The organism is Streptomyces sp. NBC_00490, assembly GCF_036013645.1.
Lineage (GTDB): Bacteria > Actinomycetota > Actinomycetes > Streptomycetales > Streptomycetaceae > Streptomyces > Streptomyces canus_F.
Genome location: NZ_CP107869.1, coordinates 115,993 through 142,230, shown reverse-complemented (window position 1 = coordinate 142,230; position 26,238 = coordinate 115,993). Strand labels below are relative to the sequence as shown.

Below are 26,238 nucleotides of genomic sequence, written 5' to 3'. Positions count from 1 at the left end.
TGTGCAGCGAACCTACGACTGACGCAACACGGCTACCCGAACTGAGAGTTCGGGTGAACCGCGAGTTCGTGATCAGACGAGCGCGAGTCGCTGAACCAGTTCGTTGACCTGGCGGCGGAAGGTGGGGCGGACCCGCTGCTGGAGGTCCAGGATCATGTGGCGCGCAAGAGGGCTGCGCGCCAGATCCTCAGGAGCGATGTCCTCCAGGTCCAGCAGGTGGACAAGGACGGCTGCATTCTCGCGACGAAGGTCGTGGCACCTGGCCAGTTCCAGGCCGAAGGTGAAGCGCCGCTCACGGCTGGGCAGGCCACCTGTATCGATCCGGTCGGCGAGGCGCAGTCCTTCGGACGCCTCGCCGGCAAGCATCTCGATGCTCATCGCGTGCAAAGCACAGTTGGTCGGCCCGAACACCGTCCACTGAACGTTTCCCTCACCGACGTGCCGGGCGAGCGGGACAGCGCGCTGCTCGAGCCGGTCACGGGCCTGCCACCAACGACGGCGGTGGGCATCGGAGACCACGGCGACCAGTTCGAGGGCCCCTTCGACGGCCTTGGCCTCATCGGTCACCGGCGCCTGTCGCAGTTGCTCGACGGCGCGCAGCGCAACCTCCTTGGCTTCCTCGACGGCGCCCGGCTCGTCGTGGGACAGCAGGACGTGGCCCAGATTCCACTGGGCTGCGGCGATACGCACCGGGTCATCGGCGTCTTCGGCGGCCCGGATCGCCCGGTCGGCGACCATGAGCGACAGATCGAGGCGCCCGGCGCGGCGACAGTACGACCGTAAAAGCCCGTACAAATCCGCTGCCACGCGCAGGACTTCGCGCCGCGCCTGGGCATCGGTTCCGCTGCGGTGCACTCGCACGGCATGCTCGACATCACCGATCAGATCGGGAAGGACGAGGGCCGCGGCCGTGAACCGGTCCTTCGACGACTGCCAGGTCCGCCACACCTGCTCTACCCGTTCCCGCAACTCCGACGGGCTCGTGGGATCCGCGCTGCGGGGACGGTCGTAGCCCATGAGGGCGCGAGCTACTGCGGGCGCGGCGGTGTGGGGGACGGTCGACTCCTCGCTGCCGTCTTCGCAGAGCAAGGCGGCCAGCGGTACACCGAGTTCGGCGGCGAGACGGGACAGCACGTCGGCGGAGGGCACCTTCTGCCCGGCTTCGATCTGCTGGAGGTAGCGTTCGGTGATGCCGCACAGGCCAGCGATGGCCGCCTGGGTACGGTTGCCGTTGTTGCGGCGGTAATACTTGACCTTCTGGCCCACGGGCAGTCTCGGTGCGATCACCGTTTTGCCCCCTTCCCCACTCGCGTCTCGTACCGTCAGCGTAGAACGGAGTGCTTCAGCGGGCGCGGGGTCCGCGCACATTCAGGTGACCGGTAAGAGCCCAGTGATGGGTGGGTAGTTCGGGAGGCGCCATGCAGCGACTGATCTTGTGGGACATCGACCATACGCTGATCGACACCCGCGGCGTGGGCCGCGAACTGTCGGCAGCCGCGTTCCTGCAGACCACAGGGCAGGTCATGCGCGAGCAGGCCAAGATCGACGGAATCACGGAGCCAGTCATCTTCCGCGAGACCGCAAAACTGCACGGGCTGACCACCGACCGAACCGACTTCGAGCGCTTCGCTCATGCGCTGACGGAAGAACACCTCAAGCAAACCGCGCACCTGCGCGAGCACGGCCACGCTCTGCCCGGTGCGGCCGCCGCCCTCGACGCCCTCGACGCCGTTGAGATCCGGCAGACGGTGGTCTCCGGCAACATCCGACCGGTCTCCGAAATCAAACTTCAAGTCTTCGGACTCGACCGACACATCCGGTGGGAACTCGGCGCATACGGCGAGGACAACGACAGCCGCGCCGAGCTCGTCAAACTCGCCCTACGCCGCGCGGACACAATGGCCAAGGACGCGGTCTTGATCGGAGACACACCGGCCGATGTGGAAGGCGCCCACGCCAACGGTGTACGGGTCATCGCCGTGGCATCTGGACGCAGCGACGAAGCGGTACTTCGAAACGCCGGTGCCGAGGTGGTGCTGTCGGATCTGCGCGACGCGGAACTGCTGGTGAAGCTCGTACAGGGCGAGAACGAGTAGTTCTAGTCCGGCCAACTCCACCACGCTCATGCGCGATTCTCGAACAGCGAAGTCCCGGAGTGCCGGGCTTGACTCGGCGGCTGGTGAGGAGCTGTTGGAGAGCCTCGCCTATTTCGTGGTCGTCCACAGCTGGCCACCGCGGGAGCGGGCGGCCGGCCACCTCACAGCCTCTTCGACGGGGCACAATTGGTAAGCGATCAGACGGAGCTTTCTGAGAACCAATGCCGACATGAAGAGACCCTCTCCGAATTGCGTTTCCGCAGTTGGGTGAGGGTCTCCCTCAGTGTGGCGGCGCCAGGATTCGAGCCTGGGAAGGCTGAGTTGGCAGATTTACAGCGGGCTGAATCTGCGCCCTCTGAGCAGCCAATCCTCCGGCCATTGTTCCCCCTGGGGGACGCCTGGGGGAGATTGGTCAGCTACCGTCGCCAGACCGAGTTCGCTGCCACAGCCCGCTTCGACTGACGATCACCTGGGCAGCAGTGCCTGAAGGCGCAGCGCCATGTCTCGCAGCCGGGTGTCGGCCATGGTGCTGGCGCAGTGTTCGATGAGGGCGTGGGCGTGATCGAGACGGCGGTCGGCCCAGCGGCGGGAGCCGGTCGATTCTGGCGCGCGCTTCGTCGGTGCGGGGCCGAATCGACCAACCGTCAGGTGCTCCACCAGGAACACCCCTCTGACCAGTGCGAACGCCTGATAGGCCGGGAGCACGTCGGAAGCTGCCACGGTGTCCGGGTGCCCGAGGGCCATGAGCTCGTCCAAATACACCTGGCACATGGCCTCACGCTCCGTCCAGTCGCTCTCCTTCAGGCTCAGTGCGGCATGGTCTTCGATCAGTTGCACCACCTCGTAGAGCAGGGGGAAGCGCCCGTGCGGCTCCAGATCGAGGGCCACCACGTCGCCTGCATTGGTGATCAGCCAGTTCTCCGCGTGGGCGTCTCGGCCGGGTACCGACGCCAGTGGGCATCGGACCGCAGCCTTCCAGCTTTCCACCAGTCCGCGGGTGTCAGGGAGGGCGAGTTTGCTGGCGCGCTTCTCCAGTTCGGCCGCCACGGCGGCATGCGCGCGGGCCGCGTCACCGGGGCCGCCGAGGTCCGCGATGCGGCTCGACCACACGTGAATGCGGGCCAGGTATCGCAGAGTGTCGCCCACGAGCTCGCGCGGTGACCGTCTACGACCTTCGTACGCGTCGGCGATGACACCTGCGAGGCAGCGGCCCACGGCGCGGCGGGAGGCGAGGGCCGTGTCCGGGCGCCTTTCTCGGTTGTTGGCGAAGTTGAGCGGCAGGTCTACCAGGGCGAGTACCTCCGGCAGCCGCATCCAGTGTGGGGCGGCGGTATCGCACAGGTACTGCCTCAAGGAGGCGAGGTGGGACTGCTCGGCCTGCGCTTCGGCGCGGTAGGTCGGCTTCAGTACCAAAGTGGTGGACAGGAGCTGGTGCGGGTCATCGAGGACGAAAGTCTCCGACCGCCCACCGAGCACCGCCCTGCGAAAGGGCTGCGAATGATGCACGGCAGTCCTCGCCGCCAGCTGGTGCAGCAGGTCCTGGTCGCCGGCCCATACGGCGGCACGGAGCCGACGCGTCTCGGCGTCCCCGGCCTGGGCCTGGCTGGCATCCGCCTGTTCCGGCGGTGCCAGCACAGTGGCCGACTCACCCGCCATGACGGCAAGTTGCAGCAGGGGCCATGGCCAGTCCGGGTCGAGCGCGAAGGCCTGCAGCGCCAGATCGACCGCGGTCACAAACTCCTGCGGATCCCGGGTCGACCGCCACAGACGATGATGACCGGCGGCCGACACGCTGTGGTTTTCACGAGACCGGTCCCCCGCCTCGCGAGCCCGTGCTTTGTGCCTCAGTGCGTTGCGCAGGTCGTGCATGCCTCCGGCTCGCGCCCGGCGGAGGTAGGCGTCGCCCAGCATGCCCCGGACGTTGCCGACTGCCTCGTTCGCCGCGATGGTCTGCTCGAACCAGTTGATCGCCTCTAGGAGGTGGGCCCCGTCCTGGGTCAGCGTGTGCAGGCGCAGACAGGTCTCGCCGAGGTAGCTGGTCACGCGCTCGCGGACGAGCGGCTGCTCCACCGGGGCAGCCGGCGCAAGAAGTGCGTCGTCCGACGCGGCCCCTTCCTTGAGGCACCCCAGCAAGACTTCACGTGCCTCGTGGAGCAGCATGACGACGGTCTCGGAATCCCCTGTCTCCGCAAGGAGCGCCTTGGCATGGTGCAACGCGGCCCTGCCGAGACCGAACTCGAAGTGCCGACGGCGGACGGTCGCCTCACGGACAGCGTCACCGAAGTAGGTGTAGGCCTGTGCGACCAGGTTGTCGAAGCGAGGTGGTTGGAGACCCCCAGTGGCCGTGTCGTCCGCTGCCCGCCACAGCCGGTACAAACGGCCGCACAGCCCGCCAAGTTGGGCGCACAGCCAGGACCGGGTCCCGACCGGGGCCGTCTCCCGTAGCGCGTGCAGGGTCGTCAGGGTGGCGCGCACGCGCGCGAGGTCAGCCGCGTCCGCTTGGGCTACGAGCAGCCAGGCGGCCAGAACGAGTGGCAGGATCGACAGCGACTCGGCCGGCCCGGCGGCCAGGAGCAGGTCGAGCCGGGCCCGTACCTCCATCGGGTCGGGGGTAGACCTGGCGTCAGGGTCCGCCAACTCGTCGGACTGTGCCTCCTTTGGTGGCCAGAGAGCTGAGAGCGCGGCGGCACGCCACAACTCGACGACGAACCGTTGCCGGGACTCGGTGAGTGAGCCGGGGTTGGCCGCGCAGAGAAGTTGGGCTTCCTCCGCGAGCGCGTGGGTCGCAGCGAAGTCCTTCGTGCGGTACAGGTACAGGGCGTAGTCGCTCAGTGCCGAGGCGAATGCGGATCCCTGAACCGGAGTATCGTGGGAGGCGGCCCAGCGCATGTCCTCGATCGCGGTGATGTAATGCGCCTGAGCCTCTTCGACGCGCCTGAGCGCCTGGAGGGTACGGGCGATGCCCGCTCTGGCGACGCCGTGGTTATGGCGCAGCATGACGAGCCGGAAGCCGTGTTCCCGGCTGGTGGCCCGGTCCTGTGCCTCCTGGAAGTTTCGAAGTGCTTCTTTGTAGGCCTCCAGTGCGGCCGTGCGGCGGGCGACGGCTGCGTCTTCCTCAGAGATGTCCGAGACATCTCCCTCGCCGTCGGGTATCGGTGAGTCGGGTCCTTGAAGGAGCGGCTCGTCCTCAGGGCCTACCACTGATTGGGCCTTGCGCAGATACAGTTCGCCGCGTGCACACAGCCAGGTGAAGGAACCGGAGACATGGGGCAGGGACCGGGCGGCGAGTTGTTCGGCCTCGATCCACAGGGCGGGGAGTTCCGCCCGGTCCTCTGCCAGCCGGTAGAGGACCTCCAGGTGAAAGGCGAAGTGCTCGGCAGTGTTGTCGCCGCGCTGTTCGGCGAGGCGCAGGTCGGTCCTCGCGCCGCGCAGCAGGGCGAGGGGGGACGCGTCCTGGCGGGCAAGAATGAGACGGGTGACCCCACGCTTCCCGCGCCAGATCCGGCCGCCGTCCGCGCTCTTCTCGACGAGGTATAAGTCGTTTGGTTCGACGACGTCCCAGCAGCGCAGGGCCTCGGTGAGCATCGGGCGGACGACGTCGCCGGAACCCGTGCCCATCAGTTCCTTGGACCGCTGGTACAGCGCGCCCGCCAGGTATAGGTGGACATGACACCAGGTTGCCTTCCACTTGAGGGCGCCCAGATGCGGCCGGAGCAGGGAGGGCCCGAGTGCAAGCACGCGGCGTAGGGCTAGACAGACGATGACGGCGTTCTCGAATTCGAGCTTGTTGTACGTCGCGTTCCAGACCTCCTCGATGACTGTGGCACCGGCGCTAGTAGGGCTTGGTCAGGTTCGTAGTGGTGTGGGTATGTCGCGGTGGCAGGTGGGGCAGGCGCCGGTCCAGGTGGCGAGGAGGGTCTGCAGGTCGCGGACGACTTGGTAGAGGCTCAGGCCTGCGTGGCGTCTTTTGGGTCTGGTGCCAGTCGTTGCAGGGTGCAGAAGGCGTGGGCGGCGGAGACGAGGGTGACGTGGTGGTGCCATCCGCTCCAGGTGCGGCCTTCGAAGTGGGCCAGTCCCAGGGCCTGTTTCATCTCGCGGTAGTCGTGCTCGATGCGCCAGCGGAGCTTGGCCAGCCGCACCAGTGTGGCCAGTGGCATGCCGGAGGGCAGGTTCGAGAGCCAGAACTGGACCGGCTCGGGCTCGGTCGCGGGCCATTCCGCCAGCAGCCACCGCTCGGGCAATTCCCCTTCACCAGTGGCCTGGCGGATGCCGCGGCCGGCCGGACGGATCCGCAGGGCGACGAACCGCGAATACATGCGCTTGAAGCCGCTGTGGCTCTTGCCCGGCCGGGATCCTTCCCGCCACGACACCGGCCGTGCCGCCGTCCTCCCGGCGGCGATGACCAGGTCTTTCATGGTCTGTGCAGGCTCGGGGTACTGCATCGTGGGTGGCCGGCCGGTGCCCGCACAGTCGGGCTGGACGGGTCGGGCGTCGGCGGGCTGGGCGGTATGGCGCGAGGAAATCCCCACCGCGTAGGGCTGCTTGCGTTCCTCCAGGCCCAGCCTGAAGGCGGCGGCATCGCCGTATCCGGCGTCCGCGACGACCAGGGGGACATCGATGCCCCACGACCGGGTCTCGTCGATCATGTCCAGGGCCAGCTGCCACTTCTCCACATGCCCCACCTGGGCGGGAATCTGGCACCGGCCGCGGCGGGCCACCTTGACCGGGTCGGCATCCGGCGCGTCGGGGTCCCAGGACGCGGGCAGGAACAGCCGCCAGTCGATCGCGGCGGAGGCACGGTCGTTGGCCAGGTGCAGCGAGACGCCCACCTGGCAGTTGGTGACCTTGCCTGCGGTGCCGGTGTACTGCCGCGACACACACGCCGAAGCATCCCCGTCTTTGAGGAAGCCGGTGTCGTCGACGATCAACGCCTCGGGGCTGATCGCCTCGTGCATTCTCCAGGCCAGCCGGGCCCGCACGTGCGCGGGATCCCACGGGCTGGAGGTGATGAAGTGCGCCAGCGCCTGCCGGTTGCCGTCCTCACCCAGCCGGGCCGCCATCGGTTCCACCGACTTGCGCTGCCCGTCCAGCAGCAGCCCGCGCACATACGCCTGTCCCCACCGCCGCTGATCCGCACGGAAGAACCCGTCGAACAACTCCGCCGCGAACGCCTCCAAGTCCCCCCGGACCGAGGCCATCTCCTCAGGTGTCACACCACTCCAACGACACACACGCAGCATCAGACACGCATACGCAATTGAAGATGACCAAGCCCTACTAGGGTCTAGCAGCTTGGCGAAGACGCCCTCGCTGAAGCAGGCCATGACCCGGCCGAGCAGATCCGGGGTCAGCGCGATTTTGAGGGCTGTGGCTTCGGCGTGCAGCAGGGCCAAGGGGTCGTTCACGTGGTGTCGCCTCTCAGCGCACGGGCTGGATATCCTCGCGCACGCGTTGGACCCCGACGAGGAAGGCGGACTGGGGCAGGATCTGGTGAGGTCCAGACCGGCCTCGCAGGATTTCCTGCCGGGTGGCGCCGATCACCTGGGAGTCACCCGGGTCCTGGGACAAGGTGAGCAGAGCGGTCCGCAGCTCGTCGGCCTCGGGCCGGTCGAGCAGGAGGTCGTACACCTCGATGAACCGGATCTGCTGATACGGCTCGCCCGGGACATTCCACGGTCCGTCGATCACCTTGCGGACCGGTGAGAAGCCCACCGCCTGCGGCAGGTGAGTCAGCTCGGGGTGACCGACTTCGCCGAATTCCTCCGCGAGCTCGCGGCGCAGGCAGTCCGATGAAGGCTCTCGGCCCGTGCCGCGGTGCAGCCATCGTGCGAAACCGGGCACCTTGGCAGCAGGAAGGAAGCCCCGCAGGTCGTGCTTCATCACGGCACGTGTGCGGGCTTCCGGCTCGAACCGCAGCTTCTCGAGGGCGCGACGCTCCGAGTCGTGGTATTTCACAACTCCGCCCGGCGGTCCGAACGATCCCGGCCGGGTGGGGGAACCGAAGAGGACGTAGTGATCCTCTTCCTGAACGCATAACAGGGCGGCCACCGAGATACGGATGGTGCGGCGAGGCGTGAACAGCAACCGCAACAAGGACAGATGGCGCCAGTTGTGCACCAGCGTCCGGCCGATCCAGCCGAGCAGTGCCACAGCAGCGCCGACCACAATCGCATTGATCACTAAGCCCCCCGAAAGACAGTCGAAGACATCCCTTGCCGTCCCCACGGCAGGTGATCTTCGTGGCCCCAGAGGCTATGCCCCGAGCTTCACTCTGCACAGCGGAATGGTCGATTCCTCGCCCGATCGAGTGATGTCGCCCCGGGCCACGAGCGAAAATTACAAGCAGCAGCTCACCCGGCGCCCCGCTCGCAGGCTCACCTGGAGAGGACAGTGGTGTCCATTACGGACGGCACGGGATCCCTTGGATTGCCAACAACGATGCCGCCACCACCCCGCGCGCGCGAGTCGCCCTAGCTAGAGCGCGGCGTCGACGGCCCCGGCCCGACTCGCGCAGAAGTACCGGCACGACACGCCAGTCCCGCCGAACGCACCACTGCCTGCCCGCGTTCGGCACACCACAGCAGGTCTGGGAAGATGGCAGCCGTCCGTACCGGGTCCGGGAACCTGCGGGCAATGAGAGGCGGGGGAGAGCGAGCGGAGCGGTGCGGCACATGCTGGAGTACCCGGAGTACCTCGCCGCGGTCGTGTTCGCCGTGGGCGGCGGCGTCAATGTCCTGCTGGCACCGCACCGGTTCTCCACCGCTGTCCTGTTCTGCCTCGCGGTGACCTCTGCCGGACTCGGCGTGGCCGCTCGCAGCGCGGCAGGCCATCCGACCCTTGCCACCGTTCTCGCCGTCGTCGGCCTGCTCGTGGCGCTCGCGTTGGGCCTGCTGCTGTTGGCCGACGGCGTCCTGCTGGTTCGGCGCTACGGACCGCAGGCAGCTCTGCTGGCGACCGGTGCCGCCGGCTGCACGGTGCTGGCGGTGCTCGGCCTCGACGCGGTCTTCCAGGCGGTCGGTGGCGAGGCGTTCGGTGCCCTCGTGGTCGCGGTGAACGCGGCCGCGGGATATCTCACTCTGCTCTTCCTCGTCTTCGCCGGCTACGTGTTCGCCCGGGGCCGTAACACCCCACTGCCGGAAAGCACCCATGTCGTCGTCCTGGGCGCCGGCCTCAACGGCGACCGGCCCGGCCCGCTGCTGACACGCAGGCTGGAACGCGCCCTCGCAATCGACGCCGCCCGCGCACCAGACACGCCTCGTGTGGTGTTCGTCGTCTCGGGCGGCCAAGGCAACGACGAGATCCGTTCCGAGGCGGGCGCGATGGCGGACTATCTGCGCGGGCGCGGAGTGCCCGCCGACCGGATAGTGCGGGAAGACCGTTCCGTCAACACCAGGCAGAACCTCCGCTTCAGCGCGGCGCTTGTGGACGTCACCACTGGGTGCCACCGTGCCACGGTGGTCACCAGCGGCTTCCACGTCTACCGCACGACCCTGCTGGCCCGCCGCGTCGGCGTGCCCGTGCACGTCGTGGGCGCGCCGACCTCCCCCGCCTACTGGCTGGCCGCGACACTGCGCGAATTCGCCGCCATCTTGTGGCTGGACCGCCTCCTCCTGGTCGGACTCAGCCTGCTGCTGGCAGTGCCAGTGGCGACAGCGGTCTTGGAGCACTGAAGCGGCGGCTGCGGACCTCGTCCCGGTTCAGGCTCTGCTCTGTCAGCCAGTCCGGCTCCGGGGGCCGGGCCGCGATGCTGTGCCGGCGTTCGGTCTCGCGTCGTTCCTCATCCGCGATCCACCGCCGGGTACGGGCAAGATCCCTCTCCATGTACGTAGGCGTGGGCGGCTGCACACGGCGGGCAAGCGGTCCATGGGCGCGGTGCGGGAACAGGCGGTGCGGGAGCTGGCGGACGGCGTGGATCCGTGCCCGCCTCGCCGCCTCACGTTCATCCGCCAGCGGCTATGGGGCATGGGCTTCGGCCTCCAATGCGGCGGCCAGCATCCTTCGTGCCCCCTCCCGGGCGATCAATCGATCAGGAAGGAGCGGTTGGCGGCGCGGCCGTCCGTCGTTGATCACGCTGAGCAGGAACGTGCCTTCCAGGCCGGTGCTGCGAACACCGGTCTCGCTCGGTGACCTTCAATCAACCACACGGGAAGGTACGTCCTCTCCGAGATGATCCACAGTCTCGAGCTTTGCTCGAGTCGCTGCGTGTCCTGTCATGTCGCACATTCGCGAACTGTCAACTGCTGCTGATCGGGCTCTGGTTCGCTCTGTCTCAGGCGTTTTGCTGCTGGACAGAGATGGGGTGGATCTCGATGGAGTCGTCGAGCGCACGGATTCGCGATGCTGCCGCAGTGGGGGAGGGTGTGCCCGTCCGGCCCTCGCGCCGTCGACTGAACCGCACTCGTGCTGCGGTTTCTGCTCGGTCGGATGCCGGTAGGAGTCTTGCGCATCATCACGTAGTCGCCGCGTACCTCACGGCCGTTGCAGCCGTCGTCACCGCGGGCGGGACGATACTGAGTGAACCGTTCCGGAGTCTCGATCAAAGCCGGGGCGGTTCAGCGCCGCTGACAGTTCCTGGACCGGGACTGATGAACGCGCGCGTTGTGCGCGTCCGGCCAACGTCGACGCCGGTCGCGGTCGCTCTGGGTGGGGCCTGGTGCAGGGTGCAATGACGTCGACGATCCAGTCAGGGAGCGTCACGACGGCGCCGGTCGTCAGCTAGTGCCGCATCAGGCAACGTTCGCCCTGTCATGACGTATCGCTGGGTTGCTGCGCCGGGCGGCATCAGACAGCCAGAATGATCACGTGGCTGAACGTGTGCGGGTCCGGGAGATTGATGACGATGAGGGCAGGCGACTGCTGCGGATCATCCGCAGGGGTACCGGTTCGGTGGTGACCTGGCGGCGGGCCCAGATGGTGCTGTTATCCGCGCAGGGCATGCCGGTGGCGAAGATCGCCGAGGTGACGTTCACCAGCCAGGACCGGGTCCGGGATGTGATCCACAACTTCAACGCGGACGGATTCAACTCGCTCTATCCGAAGTACAAGGGCGGCAGGCCCAGAACCTTCACCCTCCCCGAGCGCCGGGAGATCAAGAAGATCGCCAAGTCCAAGCCGGCCGAGCATGGCCTGCCGTTCTCGACCTGGAGCCTGGCCAAGCTGGCCGACTTCCTGGTCGCCGAGGGGGTGGTCGACGACATCAGCTACGAGGGCCTTCGGGTCCTGCTCCGCGAGGAGGGCGTCTCGTTTCAACGCGTGAAGACCTGGAAGGCCTCACGCGACCCGGACTACGCGGCCAAGAAGGCCCGGGTCGAGCATCTCTACGCGATCGCCGACGGCGAGGTCATAGCCGAGGACGGCGAGCCCGAAGTCGTCTTCTGCATGGACGAGTTCGGGCCGCTCAACCTCCAGCCACACCCCGGACGGCAGTGGGCCGAACGCGGCGGCCGGCACAAGGATCCCGACCGTGAACCCCGGCCTCGGCGCCGGGCGACCTACACCCGCCCGCACGGGGTCCGCCACCTGTTCGCCGCCTACGACCTGGCCAAGGACCAGCTCTACGGGCACATCAAGAAGACCAAGAACAGGTCGAAGTTCCTGGAGTTCTGCCGCTACCTGCGCTCCCTGCACCCACAGGACATACGCATGGCGATCATCTGCGACAACTACTCACCGCACCTGACGACAAAGCGCTGCCAGCGGGTCGCGACGTGGGCGGCGGCCAACAACGTGGAGATCGCCTACACCCCGACCAACAGCTCCTGGCTCAACCGGATCGAGGCCCAGTTCACCGCCCTGCGCTACTTCGCACTCGACGGCACCGACCACACCAGCCACAAAGAACAGGGAAGCATGATCCGCCGCTACATCATCTGGCGGAACAAGCATGCCGCCGACGAACGACTCCGCGAGGTCGTGGACAGGGCGAACGTTGCCTGATGCGGCACTAGAGATCTTTAACGGTGCGGGTTACGTGGGGTCGTGGCGGTTGGTGTCGGCTGCGCTCTGCCGGAAGTGTGAGGTATCCCGATGGCGGAGGACTGACGGCCGACCAGCGCGATCGGCGTGAACAAGTCCGTTTCGCGGCAGCTGACTTGATTGAGGCTGGGGCCAGTGACCGGGAGGCGGCCCGGCGGTTCCGGGTGACCCGTATGTCGGCGAACCGCTGACGCCGGGCCACGATCTGGGGGCCCACCGTGCCTTGCCTTGCCGTCTGGTGGCGCTGGACTCCAGCGGACCATCAGGTGGAGGAGCGCTCCATCGCCCTGTCCAGATGCGCGATGACGGTCGACACGTCACCGCTCTCGGTCCGCCGGATCAGTTCCAGGGCCGGCCGGACAATACCGGTCGGCCGTGCGATCAGCCTGGCGAGCACAGCGGCCCGGACGTCGAGGCGTTCGAGGGTGGCCTCGCGCTCCCGCTCGCTCTGACCGGCCAGCAGGACGGCGTTGTACCAGGCCTCCTCGCGGGACTGGCGGATGCTGAAGTCAAGGATCTGCTCGTCGGTGCGGCCGCCGACCTTGTCCAGCAGCGACAGCAGGGGCGACAGGGCGTCGACCGAGTCCTGCACGGCCAACACCACGCGTGCGAGGATGTCGTTGATCAGCAGGAAGTCGCGCCGCAGCCCGTGGATGTCCGCGCCCGGGCCGGTCCGTGCGGCGGCGACGGCCAGGTCGAGGTTGATGTGCGCGTTCACGCCGAGCAGCAGGTGCTGGACGATGACGGTGTCGGTGTCGTCCAGCAGTCCGAACGTCTCGCGCCAGCAGCGCGGCCCGCTCCGGTCGCGACGCCAGGCGTCGTACGCCTCGAAGTAGCGGTTGCCGAAGTGGGTGTCGAAGCGATCCATGCGGGGACCGTCGTCGAACAGATCTTCATGGATGGTCTTGCGGACCTCGACGGTCACCTGTCGGTACAGCGCGGCGAAGTATCCGATCCGGTCTCCGGTGCGGACGGCCTCGCGCACGATCTCGGCAAGGCCGTCGATGACATCGTCGATGTTCTCCGCCACCATGTCCGGCTCCCCCCTCGCGGCTCCCTCGTCCCCAGGACTGTAGGCCAAATGCTTATCCTGAAAGAGGAGTTGACGTTTCCCTGATGCGGATTGGTGACTGAAAGGTGACTTGTTCAGTGGGCGGTTCGTGAGTTGATGTCCGTTCCGGACTTGGTCACTGCTTGATGCTGAAGGTGCCGGGCTCGGCCTCGGTAAGGATTCCTAGTGTGACCAGGCGTTTCATCTTGGCGCGGGTGCGTTCGATGTGTTTCGGCAGGAGCGCGAAGTCGAGGGCCTGGCAGAGGTCGCGAGCCCTCAGTGGGCCGGTGGCGTCGTTGAAGACGGCGAGGATGCGCGGGTAGTCCGGATGTTCGGGCAGCTCCAGCCCTCCTGCTGGGCCGGCTGTCTGGGCCGGGATTCGGTCGGCAAGGCCGGCGATGGTCTCGCGGGTGATGGCGAGGTGTTCCAGACGCAGTTCGGCCTGACGGAGTTGGGTCTGAAGGGTGTCGATCTGGGTGCGGAGATCGTCGGCCAGGGCCCGGGCGGCGTCCTCCTGAAGGTCAAGAGCCTGGAAGAGGGGGTTGAGGTTCACGCGCCGGCCATCTGCGGATCGCGCCAGGTGAGCGTGTTGGCGTCGGTGAGCCGGCGGGCCATGACGTGGGTCATGGCCCAGTAGACGCGGGAGGTTGAGGAGGCCGGGTGGTGTTCGTAGTCGCGGACCAGGCGCCGGTGCAGTATCAAGATCCCGAACGTCTGCTCCACCCGCCACCGTTTCGGCTGCGGAACGAATCCCCGCTCCTCGGGGTTGCGCCGGACGATCTCGACGTCGATGCCGAGTCCGGCCCCGTGCGTGACGACCTGGTTCTTGAAGCCCTGATCGACCAGGGCTTTGCTGACCGAGCCGCCCGCCGCGACGGCGACCTGGTCGAGCAGAGCGATGCCGGCGGCGTTGTCGTGGACACTCGCGGCTAGCACGGTGACGGCGATGACCAGGCCAAGGACATCTACGGCCAGGCCCGCTTGCGGCCCGGCACCCGTTTCGCGGCGTCTTTCCCCGTCGTGACCACAGGGACCCCGGCGGCCGCCCGGACACTCTGGGTGTCCAGGATCACCAGGGTCGGGTCCTCTAATCGCCGGTTCCTCTCCCGCACCTGGCAGCGCAGGAGTTCATGGATCTGCTGGTCGGTACCGTCGTCCCGCCAGGCGGCGAAGTAGTAGTACGTCGCGCTCTTCGGCGGCAGGTCGTTCGGCAACAGGGCCCACTGACAGCCGGTCCGGGACTGATAGAGGATCGAGTTCACGATCTCCCGCATCGGATAGCGGCCTTGGTGGCCGCTCACGGAACGGTGCCGGTTCTTCCAGGCCGTGAGCACTGGCTCGATCAACGCCCACTGCTCGTCGGACAAGTCGCTCTGGTACGGCTTGCGTTCACTCACCCCACCGATCCCAGCAGGCCACCGGCACCGGACCGGCACATTCCGGCTTCCCCCACACCATCAGGCGACACCAGAACCACTCATAGACTCACAAACCACCCACTCAGTCTGAGCTGGCCAGATGAAGGGTGAGGACAGCTTGGACGAGGCTCGTGATCCGGGTTGTTGAGCAGCGGAGTTTGCGGAGGACCCGCCAGGACTTGAGGGTGGCGATGGCTTGTTCGACCAGTGCCCGGACTATCGCGTGGGACCGGTTGACGGCCTGCTGGCCTACGGAGAGGCGGTCCCATCGGCCGCGGTAAGGGAGTCGGACTGTGCCGCCTGCGCCCTGGTAACCCTTGTCCGCCCAGCAGTTGATGTCGGCTTCGGCGAGAGCGTCGATGATGCTGTGCTCGCGTGCGGCCCGGACGTCATGGACGGCACCGGCCAAGGCCGGTGAAACCCACAGGAGGCGGCCCTTCGGGTCGGCTATGACCTGCACGTTCATGCCGTGCTTCTTATGTTTTCCCGAGTAGAAGGGACGGTCGGCGGCGACCCGGTCGATCGGCAGAAGCGTGCCGTCCAGGATCAGATACGCCTTCATCGACGCGGCCCGTACTGCTTTGGCGAGCGTGGGAGCGAGGGCCGCCAGGATCTCGACCGCCTCCGTGATGTAGCGGTAGGCGGTGGTGGTGCCGATGCGGAAACCGATTGCGAGCTGGGCATAGGGCTGGCCGTTGCGAAGATGCGCGAGAGCGAGCAGGGCCTGTCGGCCCGCGCTCAGGCGCCGCCATCGGCTGCCGAGAGCACGGCGGTGTTCCCTCAGGCGGGCAGCGAGGAAGCGGAGGGCAGAGCTGGACACGTCGACGCCGGACGGGTAGAAAGCCTCTGGTGGAGACGGTTCTCTTGGTCGAAAACCCATCTACCAGGGGCTTCACCTGCCTGTCAGGCCAACTGCCCAACCGGCGCGGGAGGTTGGAAAAGGCTTAATGACTGTAGGGAGTGCGGAGATAACCCTCAACACGTCGTAGCGGTGAGCCAACAAGCCGTCAACCAACCACCTGGCCAACATGCCTGACGGCACATCCGCCCAGCGTCGTAAGATCTCGGCATCACAATCCTGGGGGGGGCTTTGCCCAGCACTAAGCAGCACGAAGGATCGTCGTCGGACCGCCTGCCGTTCGAATCGGTGTTCAATACGGTCCTGAATGGATGGGCTTTTGACCGCCGGGCCTCAGACGGTGTCTGCGGTCCCGCCGACCCTGGCGCTGTTCGGCTCATCTGGCTGAAGAATATCGGGCGAGATGGTGTGATCGCTGAACCGGATCCGGAAGTTGATGAGTGGCGCAGTGATGCGCCGGAGCGGCTTCATCTTCGTGCTGGTGACATCTTGCTGTCCTCCGTGATCTCCGGTCGGCCGAAGGCTGCTCTAGTGCAGGAAGCCGATCTACCGGCCGTTGCTGTGCGCAGCCTCTTTGTGCTCCGCCCGGCTAAGCCCCTGTCGGCGGAGCACGTCCGTCTGATTCTCGCGTTCCTTCGTTCAGACACCGTCGGGCACCTCGCAGCTGGATCATTTGGTCAACTGCACCTCAGGCTTTCCCGGCTCAAGGCGCTGGAGCTGCCTAATGAGGACCAAGCGTTGTCCGCAGCCCTGGCTGATCTTGCTGCCGCCGGGCAGCGGCTGGGTGAAATGGCCGCCGAAGCAGGTACGCTCGCCGAGTCGGTCTTCGACAGGAGCGCGAGCCCGGAGGAGGCTAGGCGGCTCATCATCGCTACTGGCCAGCTCACCCGGCTCCGGTCTGTGGCTGCTGCCCAACTCGACGATCCGGGGTTCATCATCCGTACGCGATATCCCTATCCGATCGCTCTGCGATGGCGGAACGTCGAGGCGCAGAACAGCGCTGACGGCCAGGACGATGCCCAGGTGATGGAATACGAGGCCGTACTGAAAGCCGCAGAAACCCTGCTCGGATATAGCGCGCTTCTCACGACCGCTCTGGCGCATGAGGCGGGCATCACCTGCAAGGCCATCAAAGCGTTCAAGGGGAAGATTGCAACCGGGCGTGGTGGTCCCGGCTTTGGCGACTGGCAGCGCATCCTTCAGCAGATTTCATCGGCGGAAGGCATGTCCGACCTTCCCCCTGAGCATCCCCTCCACGAACTCGCGGTCCTGCTCGCGGACGACGAGGCCGAGATTGCATGCCAAAGCCTCGGCACCAAGCGAAACAGCAGAGCCCACGGGCGCGAAGACCTCCCCGCTGTCTCGGCCTCCAAATTGCATGAGGCTCGCGATGGCCTGCGTTTTCTCCTCGACCGAGCACGGTTCCTTGCCGACCTGCAGCTGCTTCATGTGACCAACGTGGTGTGGGATCGCCACGAGCAGTCAGACACCGTCACCTTTCGGCGGCTGATGGGAGACCACCCCATCGTTCCCACCGAGACCTTGCGTCATGACGGACCCGATCGGATCGGCCACATCCTGTACCTGGCTGACCGCGACCAAGGACTCCACCCTCTGAGCCCTTTCCTCACGTGCGAGAAGTGTGAGGTTTGCGCCGCTCTGTCGCTGTTTCATGCCGATAAAGAGGACTGGGAACTACTCCAGACGAGCCTCGACCACGGCCACTTCTACTCGTACCGAGGGGACGAGCGGGTGCTTCGAGCAGTTGGCCTCCGGTAGCCCCGGACACGGAAGGCGTGGCGATGCAAGGCCAGCCCATGATCTCGTGACGAGTTCCGGGGCCGTGTACTACGTGGTGAGGCGGACGAGCCGTCTGTAGTCCGTTGTCTCAAGCGTGGCGGCAATTGTCAGGCGAACGCTCACCTCCACTGCATCATGTTCACCCGCCTGCGGGTCGACCCGCGCACCCAGTGCGAGTGAGCATGCGAGTTGGCGGCCGGAGCGGGTAGCCCTGCCGGCCGAGGTGAACTGGGCGGCGTGCGCGGCCGGAAGGCGTGCCCTGCCCGGAGCGTCATGCGCTCACCGTTGGAATGCCTTGAGCTCCAGCACCGATCAGTAGTTCGGCCAGGGCATCAGCTCGGACGAAGCGCGTAAGAACGCCTGCTGTCTCTCCGCTCGTCTTGATGTGTCCCGCGTTCACACCGACCAGGAGGACCTCTTCGAAGTCGCCAGTTCCGAGGTCGCCCCAGGTCAGCGCTTTTGGAACGTAGCAGAGCACGGGAGAACCCGACATTCCATTCCAACTGAATGAGTGGGTCAGCACCTCGCTCGGATAGGTGTCGGTTCCCAGAGCCGCCGGGTGGCGTGGGTCTGATGCGATCACCCCTCCAACCAGGATGGGGCGCTCGGCGACCTCGCCCCTGATGCCCGGGTATCCCGGCGTAATGACCCTGCCTCCGACAGTTACCCGACCGAACGCGAAGTCAGTAGCGGTGGCCAGCGCGGATACCGGGAGGCCGTTGAATCTTCCTTCTCCGGTCAGAGTCTGGGCGCGGCCAATCGGCGCATCGAGCGGGAGGACTGTCAGATCGACCATGTCGCTGTCCAGGAACTTCGGCTCGGGATCAATGATGGTGATCTGCTGGGGAACCGTGCCCAAAATGTCCATCACGGCAGACTGATACTGACCGTCCACCGTCACGGATTCGAGTGACCAGCCACCGAACTTTTCGAAGTTGCGATCCAGCACATGCCGATTCGTGACGAGGTATCGGTTCTCTGAGTTGTCAGTGATGATGAAGCCGGAACCGGTTCCGGTACTCTTGTTGTTAGACCTGTCGAAGAATCCTGCCCGAAGGCGGACAGCTGAGTAGAGCACCGTAGCGTCGATCTTTGTCATGCTGCATGGTGCCACCCCTGGGGCTTGGGGCCTCGTCGTGACCATCCTGTCAGTGCTGACCACTCCTGCGACTCCGCACGAACCGGCGCCGCGGACGCTTAACTTGCCAACTGAGGCGCTCCGCGGCTCGGACGTCTTCTCACACCGTCTTCACAGGTCCGAAGCCTCTCGCGGAAACAATCTTGTCCCCATTCGGCGTTGGTGATCTCCGAGTCGAGGGGGAAGGTGTCGGGCTTGAAGGTGTTCCGCACGACGAACAGCGGTGTGACTGAGGTCACGCCGCGTCTTGCTGCGGTCGAGGCGGATGTGCAGGACCTCGTCGAGACGAGCATGGAGACGATGCTGGGCGTGACGTTCCTCGCAAGCGAGTACGTCATCGACTGCGTCGATGGCGGGCGGATAGATTCGCTGGGCCTTGACGAGAACGGGGCGCCTGTGATCGTCGAGTACAAGCGCGGCACGGACGCCGGTGCCATCAACCAGGGCCTCTTCTACATGGCCTCGCTGATGAGCCACAAGGACGCCTTCCGGAGTCTGGTCCGCGACCGGCTCGGGGCAACGGCCGCGGCCCAGATTCTGTGGAGCGCACCGCGGCTGATCTGCGTGGCCGGCGACTTCACCCGCTACGACGCTCACGCCTTACGCGAGCACCGGCGCTCGATCGACCTGGTCCGCTACCGGTACTTCGGCAGCGACCACTTCGGCCTTGAGACCGTGGTCTCGGTCACCGGGCACTCTGCCCCGGCCAAGCGGATACGCCGCAGCGCGCCCGGGGCGCAGCCGGTTCGGCAACACGGCGGCAGCGGTCGACGAGGTCCTCGTCGGCCTGGGCGACGGCGTCACCCGGGTGCAGCGCAAGCAGTACCGCGCCTATCAGCGCTGCGGAACTTCGCCTGCCTCATCCCGCCCCAGCAGACCAAGGTGCTGGTCTACCTGAAAGCGGATCCGACAGCAGTGGACCTGGTGTCGGGCTTCACCCGGGACGTGACCGGACTCGGCCACCACGGCACGGGAGACTTGGAGGTTCAGCTGCGCACCGAGCGGGACCTGGAGCGCGCCCCGGACCTGTTTCGGCTGAGCTACGCCTCGGCGTGACGGGCCGGACCAGGTATTGCGTGCTGTGTGGTGGTGACGTTAGGGATCTGTCGCGGTGCTGCCTTTCGACGGGCGGTCAGGAAGTGGCGGTGGAGCTACAAGTATTCGGCGGATCCTCGGTTTCGGTAACCGGGGATCCGCTGCTACGTTGCCGCGCTTGCGGTGTTGGATGTGCTGCCCGAGTGTCGGCTGCACCACGCCGCTGGGATGCTGGCTGCCGCCTGTCACGCTGCGGTGCAGGAGGGCAGAGCAAGCCGGTGGAGTCGATGCTCCATGCACGGCCGGAGTCGTGGTGCTGCTGCGGGTTCAACAGCGAAGCAGGCTCTATGTGCCGTTGCCGTCGTGCATCGCGTCGTTGTCAGTGGCTGCGCGTAAGTTGGCGGACTGCAGGTTGTTCGCACAAGTCCCTTCTGCCGCGGGGGACTGAGCGAAAATAGGTTGGCCAACACGATCATGGCGGCCCTCGGGTCGCCGCCCCACTGATGAGCAAGGACACCACCGACTGATGGCAGTGACCCAGCAGGAGATCGAGAGCCGGTTGTGGGATGCGGCCGACGAGCTGCGCGTTGCGATGCCCGAAGCGCAATACGCCTCGGTCGTCTTCCCGCTGATGTTCTGGAAGTACCTCTCGGATACCTGGGAGCACCATCATCAGGAGTTCCTGGCGGAGTACGAGGGGGACGGCCTCTCCGACGAGGAAGCCCGAGAGATCGAGTACCGCGACCACCAGTCGTTCGAGATCCCGTATATCCATCCCGGCACCGTCCAGGAGCGTCGCGCCTCCTGGTCATCCATCCTGGCCACCGTGACCCAGCCCGGCCTCGGCCAGCGGGTCCGTGCCTCGCTGCAGGCCATCGAGACGGCCAACCCCGACAAGTTCTCCCGAATCTTCGGGTCTATGACCTGGACCTCGGAAGAGGTGCTGTCGAGGGAGGTGCTGGCGGCGGTCATGCAGGCAATGGACCGCACCCCGAAGATGCATGAGGGCAACATGTCCCACGACGTGCTCGGTGGGGCGTACGAGTACCTGCTGAAGCGGTTCTCCGACGGGTCCGGTACCCGCGCCGGCCAGTTCTTCACCCCGCGCGAGGTCGTCGAGCTGATCGTCGAGATCCTGGACCCCAAGAGCCACGAGTCGGTGTACGACCCGACCTGCGGGTCAGGCGGCATGCTCATCGCCTCCGCGAACCTGCTGAAGGCCCACGGCGGGCGTGGCTACACGCTCAAACTGCACGGGCAGGAGGCCGTCCCGGACACCGCGGGTGTGGCCCGCATGAACCTCTTCATGCACAACCTCACCCAATTCAAGGTTGAGGTCGGCGACACACTCAAGGACCCGCGCTTCAAGAAGCCGGACGGATCCATCCAGCAGTTCGACGTGATCCTCGCCAACCCTCCCTACAGCCTGAAGTGGAAGCCTTGGATCAACGACCAGCGCGCCATCGGCGGTGTCGCTCCTCAGTCGTCGGCGGACTGGGCGTTCGTGCAGCACATGATTGCCAGCATGGGACCGAAGAAGGGTCGGGCCGGTGTCGTCCTGCCCCACGGTGTCCTTTTTCGTGGAGGCCAGGAAGCAGCCATCCGCCAGCAGGTCCTGGACGATGATCTGCTTGCAGCGGTCATTGGCCTGCCGGCGAACCTCTTCTACAACACAAGCATCCCCACAGCGATCCTGGTGTTCCGGGCACCCGGCACCAAGGCCCCGGAGCGGCAGGAAGGCGTGCTGTTCATCGACGCCTCCAAGCGGTTCACCAAGGCCAAGAATCGCAACATCCTCACCGACGCCGACATTGCCGACATCGTGACCGCCTACCACTCGAAATTCGACGCCGCCGGTAGCCCATTGGACCCCGACGGAGCAGGCGGACTCGCGGCGCGCCTCGTCCCCACCACGGAGATCGTGGCGAACGGGTACGACCTCAACATCGGCCGTTACATCAAGCAGGCCGCCGCCGAGCAGGAAGAACTTGGCATCCTCATCGACGCCTACAACATCGCTCGAGCAGAGCGCCAGAGGACCGAGCAGCGCATGCTGCAGGTGCTCGCCGCCACAGGGATCGAGGGCTTTGATGAGTGACTGGCAGCATGTTCCCGCGGGGAAGATCGCTCGCCAGCGGCGGGAAATCGTTCACCTGGAATCGGGTACCGAATACCGCACGATGGGTGTGAGGTGGTACAGCAAAGGCGCCTACGACAGGGGCGTCGTCACGACTGAGACAGTCAAGGCCAAATCCCTCTATCGGGCGCGGGAGGGAGACTTCACATTCAACCGGATCGACACTCAGAAGGGCTCATTCGATGTCGTCTCCGCTGAGCTTGATGGTGCTCTGGCGACGAACGAGTTCCCCCTCTATGAAGTGAACGAAGAGGAAGTGGACGCCCGTCTCCTGCTCCTCAACTTCCAGCGGCCAGAAGTCTTGCGACAGATCAGTGCCATGCGCGCAGGCTCCGAGGGGCGTGCTCGATGGAAGGAAGCTGACTTCGAGGCATGGGTGGTTCCCGTGCCGCCGCTTCCTGTCCAGGGGCGGATCATCGAGGTCATCGGTTCGGTGGACGACCAGATCACTGCACTCGACGCCGAAGCGGGGGCGCTGGCAGCGGTTCTTCGTCGCCGACGAGCCGACCTCATCACCGACAACTCGGTTGAAGCCGTGAGGGCCGAGCACGCCTTCGACTTCTCCACCGGCGTGCGCCGGACACCCGACAGGGCGACTGGCCCATACATGACGCCCTACCTCCGTTCCGCGAACGTCGGCTACGGGAAGCTCGACCTGTCCGACGTGCTTGAGATGAACTACGACCCATCGGAGCGCAAGAAATTCAGCCTCCAATACGGCGACGTCGTGGTGTCCGAGGGCAGCGCAAGCCCGAATGCGGTCGGGATGCCAGCCATGTGGCGCGACGAACTGCCAGCGCCAGTCTGTACCCAGATGACCCTGCTCCGTCTCCGGGCGCTGGAAGGGGTCTGCATCCCTGAGTTCGTCTTCCACTGGAGCATGTGGGCCTACGAATCCAGGGCCTTCCTCGACGTTGCGGGCGGCACCAACATCAAGCACATCAGCGCCAAGCGGGCGAAGGGCATGGCCGTGCGCCTACCGTCGCTCGACCGCCAACGCGAGATGGTGGTCGAACTTGACGCGATGGAGTCTGCGTTGGAGGCAACCCGCGCGGAGGCCGCCCGTCTCCGCGAAGTCCGGGCGGGGCTGCTGTCGGGGCTACTCGACCGCACCATCGACATCGAGTCCGCCGAGTTGGAGGTCTGATCCGTGGCGAAGGGCATTCGCGAGCGCGAGTTCCAGAACCTAATGATTCAGTGGTCTCTCCCGATGGGCTGGGGCTTCACAGCAGGTAGGTCGCTGCCGCGTGAGACGACGCAGACGGTTCTTGTCGGCCAACTGCGGGACGCCATCATCCGGTTAAACTCTGAGGTGATCGCCGGGTTCGACGTGGATGCGGTGGTCGCGGAGATCGTCGCTACGGTCAACGCCGTCGAGGGTGGCCTGGTGCGGGCCAACGAGCTGGTGCTGAACCTGCTGCGCGGGCACAAGGAGTTCCGGGACGCCGACGGCGTCTGGCACGCCCTGAAGGTCATCGACTTCGAGCACCCGACGGCCAACACACTGGTCGTGTCGGACGAGGTGACCATCACCGTCCCCGGCAAGACCTCCCGCCGGTTCGACCTCGTGTACTGGGTCAACGGGCTGCCCCTAGTTGTCGTTGAGGTGAAGTCTCCGACCGCGAAGTCCGGTTGGGCGGACGCGGCCCGCGAGATCAACGACGTATACACCACCGAGTACCCGTGGTTCTTCACCCCCAATGTCTTCTCTGTCGCTTCCGACGGACTGAAGCTGAGGTTCGGTGCCGCGGGCGCGCCCGTGAACCTGTGGCAGCCGTTCAGGTCCACCGCCGACGACGAGAACCTGTCAGGGCAGGCCGACGTGCGGCGCTCCGTCGAGTTGCTGCTCACCCCATTCACGATCCTGGACATGCTCGCCAACTTCGCCCTCTTCGACACCTCCGGAGATGGCGCGGACATGAAGTACCTGCCCCGCTACCCGCAGATGGAGGCCGCGCACCTGATCCATGAGCGGGTTCTGGCAGGCGGGTCGAAGGGCCTGATCTGGCATCACCAGGGGTCCGGGAAGACGCTGCTGATGGTGTTCGCCGCCTCGCTGCTCCTGACCGACACGCGCACCGAGTCGCCCACGATCATCCTGCTCTCGGACCGGACCGATCTTGTGCGGCAGACCTCCGGCGTGTTCACTTCCGCGATGGGGCACGCCTACTTCCACAAGCCCGCCACCAGCCAGCAGCTGCGCTCCCTGCTGGCTGATGACGTGCGCGGCGTCATCTCCACCACCGTCCACAAGTTCGCCGATGCCGGCACGGGCCTGTCGACCCGGGACAACATCATCGTGCTGGTTGATGAGGCACACCGCACCCAGTCCGCCAAGGAGAAGTCCCTCGCCGGGCAGATGCGCGCGGCATTGCCCCACGCGAAGTTCTTCGGCATGACCGGCACCCCCGTCAGGAACCTTGCCACTGACACCTTCGCTCTCTTCGGTGAGGAGAGCGACCCCGGCCGGGTGTTGCATCGGTACTCGGTGTCCCGGTCTCTGCTGGATGAGGCGACCGTCCCGGTCATGCTGGATCCGCGCCCGGTCACCTTCGAGATAGACGACCAGGCGTTGCAGGCCGAGTTCGACCAGTTCGCCGACGAATTCGACCTCGACGACCCCGACCGCGAGGCCCTGTCCCGCAAGTTCGGCCGCCTGACCTCGGTGTTCGCCAATCCCCACCGCATCCACGCGGTCTGCCAGGACATCGTGGACCACTACCTGGCCAGCGCCTACCGCAACCGCCTTAAGGCCCAGGTCGTTGCCTACAACCGTGAGCTGGCCGTGGCGTACACGGACAAGATCAACGAGTTGCTGGCCGGCTATGAGGCATCCCAGGTGCTTGCTGAGGTCGGAAAGCACGAGCGGATCACCGCCGAGGTGAACATCCACGTCAAGGACTCCAAGGACGAAGACGCCGCCATGCGGCCATACCAACTGTCGGAGGTCGACGAGGAGAAGCAGAAGCGGCGGTTCCTCACCCCGGACGACCCGCTGTGCTTTCTGGTGGTCACCGCGAAGCTGATGACCGGGTTCGACGCCCCCAACGAGGGCGTCCTCTACCTGGATAAGCCCCTCAAGGCCCACACGCTGTTCCAGACGATCACCCGCCCGAACCGCACCTGGGTTTCCCCGACCGGGTTCGTGAAGACCGACGGCGTGGTCGTGGACTACATCGGCCTGGCCGAGGAGGTCCAGCGGGCCGTGGTCGACCCCACCGCGAAGGAGGCCGGCAAAGGGGGCGGGTTCGTCACCGACCTGACCGAACTGGTCGCCGAGTTCCGTACCACCTTCGCTCGAATCGAAGACCTCCTCGCAGACGTGGACGGCCTGGACCTCACCTTCCACGGATACGAGTCCGTGCGGACCATCAACCTCTTCCTGGACGGCAACCCGGTCGCCGCCGAGGCGTTCAGCAAGGACTACCGGCTCCTGGCCCGCCTGTATCCGCTCATCAACACCGACAAGCGGATCACCAAGTACCAGGACGGCTTCGGGCTGTTCGGGTCCGTGTACACGACCCTGTTCAAGAAGTCCTCCGACGAGGAGAGGAAGGAACGGCTGGGCGAACTAGGGCCGATGGTCCTGGAGATAATCAACGCCCACGTCCACTCCTTCTCTGTGGCTGCCTCTCAGGAAGAAGCCCTCGTCCTGGACGCCCAAGGCATCTCCATCCTCAAGGAACTTCTGGCTCTTGTCCGCCCCAAGCCCGGCAAGGACGACGACGAGGACAAGAGGCCGCCGTCCGCGGCGGAGATCCTGGACCACATCAAGGCCGCCCTCGAGAAGGGCGTGGAACCGGGGTCCGCGAAGTACACCGCCCTGGCGGAGCGGATCAGGCAGCTGAGGGACCGGATCATTCAGAACTCCCAAGATGCACTGGACTTCCTGTCTGAAGCCCTCCGGGTTGCCTGCGCCATCGTGGACGCAGAGAAGCACCCCGACGAAGCCGTCGTGGTCCTGGACGACGACCACGTAGGCGTCCTATCCCGGATCATTCACGACCACGCACCGGCCGGTATCACCATCACGGAGCGGAACTTGGCCGAGGAGATCGACCAGGTAGTCACCCGCACTCTAGGCCGGGCATGGGACAACGCTGACGCTCGCAACCGAGGCGTCCGCCGTGCCACTGCCGCGGTTTTCCGCAGGTACGCGTTGAAGCCGGTGGGGGAGCCGTATGACTCCACCGTCGCTTACATCGAAGCCCACTACCTCGTTGACTGACGAATGTATGGAAGACCCGGCAGCCTGTGGCGGTTGCCGGGCCCCGTCGCGTTGCTCGGTGCCCTGAGCCACGCCGTTTCGTCGTCATTCCGGCTGGTGGGAGTGCTACATCGGGGGCAGCGCTGCGATGTCGCGCACGGTGATGTGGAGGGTGTGCAGCGGTTGTGTCCGTGTGGGGCGGACGACCTCCAGACTCTGTGCGCCCTCACGGAGCCGGAATACGAGCTGGTCGAAGTGGTGCCAGCCGAGGTTGATCCACAGAGCGACGGCGCCGTACTGGTCGCAGCGGTGGTCGAGTGGCCGTCCCTGTACCCACACGGACGGCGGGGACATGCCGGTGTCCTCCGTGTAGCGCACGGCGGCGGCGTGGCGCAGTGAGTTGTCCGGCATCCACCGGCGCCCCAGGGCGGCCACGGCGGCCGGGTAGGTGGGGTCGTCGGCCGGGAGTTGGATGCGGCTGATCTCGATCGCGCCGGCGTCGAGCAGTTCCACCAGCCGGAC

The 26,238-nt window shown here is 66.1% G+C and carries 17 protein-coding genes and 3 pseudogenes; 9 read left to right on the top strand and 11 right to left on the bottom strand.

Annotated features, from left to right (window positions below; all coding sequences use genetic code 11):
• Positions 1-72 precede the first annotated feature (72 nt).
• Positions 73-1,287, bottom strand: coding sequence for a helix-turn-helix transcriptional regulator (locus OG381_RS00650; RefSeq protein ID WP_327714091.1), 1,215 nt, complete (start codon positions 1,285-1,287; stop codon positions 73-75).
• A 131-nt stretch (positions 1,288-1,418) separates the two neighbouring features.
• Here OG381_RS00650 and OG381_RS00645 point away from each other — a divergent pair, with 131 nt between their 5' ends.
• Complete coding sequence (locus OG381_RS00645; protein WP_327714090.1) at positions 1,419-2,096, top strand: HAD family hydrolase; 678 nt, start codon at positions 1,419-1,421, stop codon at positions 2,094-2,096.
• A 465-nt stretch (positions 2,097-2,561) separates the two neighbouring features.
• Here the strand turns inward: OG381_RS00645 and OG381_RS00640 are convergent, their stop codons facing one another.
• The 3 genes from OG381_RS00640 to OG381_RS00630 all read right to left on the bottom strand — a co-directional run bounded on the left by OG381_RS00640 (position 2,562) and on the right by OG381_RS00630 (position 8,276).
• Positions 2,562-5,834: a hypothetical protein gene (locus OG381_RS00640; protein WP_327714089.1), complete on the bottom strand. Its 3,273-nt coding sequence runs from the start codon at positions 5,832-5,834 to the stop codon at positions 2,562-2,564.
• Between the two features lie 209 nt (positions 5,835-6,043).
• Positions 6,044-7,309 (bottom strand): IS701 family transposase, encoded by a 1,266-nt coding sequence (locus OG381_RS00635; protein WP_443061846.1) that lies wholly within the window; start codon positions 7,307-7,309, stop codon positions 6,044-6,046.
• Between the two features lie 205 nt (positions 7,310-7,514).
• Complete coding sequence (locus OG381_RS00630; protein WP_327714088.1) at positions 7,515-8,276, bottom strand: SMODS-associated NUDIX domain-containing protein; 762 nt, start codon at positions 8,274-8,276, stop codon at positions 7,515-7,517.
• Between the two features lie 491 nt (positions 8,277-8,767).
• Here OG381_RS00630 and OG381_RS00625 point away from each other — a divergent pair, with 491 nt between their 5' ends.
• From OG381_RS00625 to OG381_RS49425, 3 genes and pseudogenes are all read left to right on the top strand, one after another.
• Complete coding sequence (locus tag OG381_RS00625; RefSeq protein ID WP_327714087.1) at positions 8,768-9,766, top strand: YdcF family protein; 999 nt, start codon at positions 8,768-8,770, stop codon at positions 9,764-9,766.
• 1,132 nt (positions 9,767-10,898) lie between these two features.
• Positions 10,899-12,032, top strand: coding sequence for an IS630 family transposase (locus OG381_RS00620; protein ID WP_327714086.1), 1,134 nt, complete (start codon positions 10,899-10,901; stop codon positions 12,030-12,032).
• Positions 12,033-12,109: 77 nt separating this feature from the next.
• Positions 12,110-12,259, top strand: a pseudogene (locus OG381_RS49425) (IS630 family transposase); the annotation flags it as partial.
• A 74-nt stretch (positions 12,260-12,333) separates the two neighbouring features.
• Here OG381_RS49425 and OG381_RS00615 read toward each other — a convergent pair.
• The 5 genes and pseudogenes from OG381_RS00615 to OG381_RS00595 form a co-directional block, all read right to left on the bottom strand.
• Positions 12,334-13,104 (bottom strand): DUF5995 family protein, encoded by a 771-nt coding sequence (locus OG381_RS00615; protein ID WP_327714085.1) that lies wholly within the window; start codon positions 13,102-13,104, stop codon positions 12,334-12,336.
• Positions 13,105-13,258: 154 nt separating this feature from the next.
• Positions 13,259-13,675: a hypothetical protein gene (locus OG381_RS00610; protein ID WP_327714084.1), complete on the bottom strand. Its 417-nt coding sequence runs from the start codon at positions 13,673-13,675 to the stop codon at positions 13,259-13,261.
• Entirely contained in the window at positions 13,672-14,214 is a 543-nt protein-coding gene (locus OG381_RS00605; protein WP_327722352.1) for a transposase, read from the bottom strand. The genes OG381_RS00610 and OG381_RS00605 overlap by 4 nt, the downstream gene beginning before the upstream one ends.
• Before the next feature lie 98 nt (positions 14,215-14,312).
• A pseudogene (locus OG381_RS00600) lies at positions 14,313-14,456 on the bottom strand (transposase); the annotation flags it as partial.
• Positions 14,457-14,622: 166 nt separating this feature from the next.
• On the bottom strand, positions 14,623-15,420 hold the full coding sequence (locus tag OG381_RS00595; protein WP_327714083.1) for an IS5 family transposase: 798 nt from the start codon (positions 15,418-15,420) through the stop codon (positions 14,623-14,625).
• 210 nt (positions 15,421-15,630) lie between these two features.
• On the opposite strand from OG381_RS00595, the gene OG381_RS00590 reads away from it, so the two are divergent.
• Positions 15,631-17,178 (top strand): restriction endonuclease, encoded by a 1,548-nt coding sequence (locus OG381_RS00590; RefSeq protein ID WP_327714082.1) that lies wholly within the window; start codon positions 15,631-15,633, stop codon positions 17,176-17,178.
• Positions 17,179-17,470: 292 nt separating this feature from the next.
• Here OG381_RS00590 and OG381_RS00585 read toward each other — a convergent pair whose 3' ends face one another.
• Complete coding sequence (locus OG381_RS00585) at positions 17,471-18,298, bottom strand: trypsin-like peptidase domain-containing protein (protein WP_327714081.1); 828 nt, start codon at positions 18,296-18,298, stop codon at positions 17,471-17,473.
• A gap of 225 nt (positions 18,299-18,523) precedes the next feature.
• Here OG381_RS00585 and OG381_RS00580 point away from each other — a divergent pair.
• The 4 genes and pseudogenes from OG381_RS00580 to OG381_RS00565 all read left to right on the top strand — a co-directional run bounded on the left by OG381_RS00580 (position 18,524) and on the right by OG381_RS00565 (position 25,737).
• Positions 18,524-19,393 (top strand): annotated as a pseudogene (locus tag OG381_RS00580) (transporter).
• 505 nt (positions 19,394-19,898) lie between these two features.
• Positions 19,899-21,470, top strand: coding sequence for a type I restriction-modification system subunit M (locus OG381_RS00575; RefSeq protein WP_327714080.1), 1,572 nt, complete (start codon positions 19,899-19,901; stop codon positions 21,468-21,470).
• On the top strand, positions 21,463-22,656 hold the full coding sequence (locus OG381_RS00570; RefSeq protein ID WP_327714079.1) for a hypothetical protein: 1,194 nt from the start codon (positions 21,463-21,465) through the stop codon (positions 22,654-22,656). The genes OG381_RS00575 and OG381_RS00570 overlap by 8 nt, the downstream gene beginning before the upstream one ends.
• A 3-nt stretch (positions 22,657-22,659) precedes the next feature.
• On the top strand, positions 22,660-25,737 hold the full coding sequence (locus OG381_RS00565) for a type I restriction endonuclease subunit R (protein ID WP_327714078.1): 3,078 nt from the start codon (positions 22,660-22,662) through the stop codon (positions 25,735-25,737).
• Between the two features lie 105 nt (positions 25,738-25,842).
• Here the strand turns inward: OG381_RS00565 and OG381_RS00560 are convergent, their stop codons facing one another.
• The gene (locus OG381_RS00560) at positions 25,843-26,229 is read right to left on the bottom strand and encodes a hypothetical protein (RefSeq protein ID WP_327714077.1); all 387 of its coding nucleotides are present in this window, start codon (positions 26,227-26,229) and stop codon (positions 25,843-25,845) included.
• Positions 26,230-26,238 lie beyond the last annotated feature (9 nt).

Coding starts and splice junctions, on each gene's coding strand:
- OG381_RS00645 (WP_327714090.1), top strand. CDS start 1,419: ATGCAGCGACTGATCTTGTGGGACATCGACCATACGCTGATCGACACC.
- OG381_RS00625 (WP_327714087.1), top strand. CDS start 8,768: ATGCTGGAGTACCCGGAGTACCTCGCCGCGGTCGTGTTCGCCGTGGGC.
- OG381_RS00615 (WP_327714085.1), bottom strand. CDS start 13,104: ATGGTGGCGGAGAACATCGACGATGTCATCGACGGCCTTGCCGAGATC.
- OG381_RS00595 (WP_327714083.1), bottom strand. CDS start 15,420: ATGGGTTTTCGACCAAGAGAACCGTCTCCACCAGAGGCTTTCTACCCG.
- OG381_RS00585 (WP_327714081.1), bottom strand. CDS start 18,298: ATGACAAAGATCGACGCTACGGTGCTCTACTCAGCTGTCCGCCTTCGG.
- OG381_RS00575 (WP_327714080.1), top strand. CDS start 19,899: ATGGCAGTGACCCAGCAGGAGATCGAGAGCCGGTTGTGGGATGCGGCC.
- OG381_RS00570 (WP_327714079.1), top strand. CDS start 21,463: ATGAGTGACTGGCAGCATGTTCCCGCGGGGAAGATCGCTCGCCAGCGG.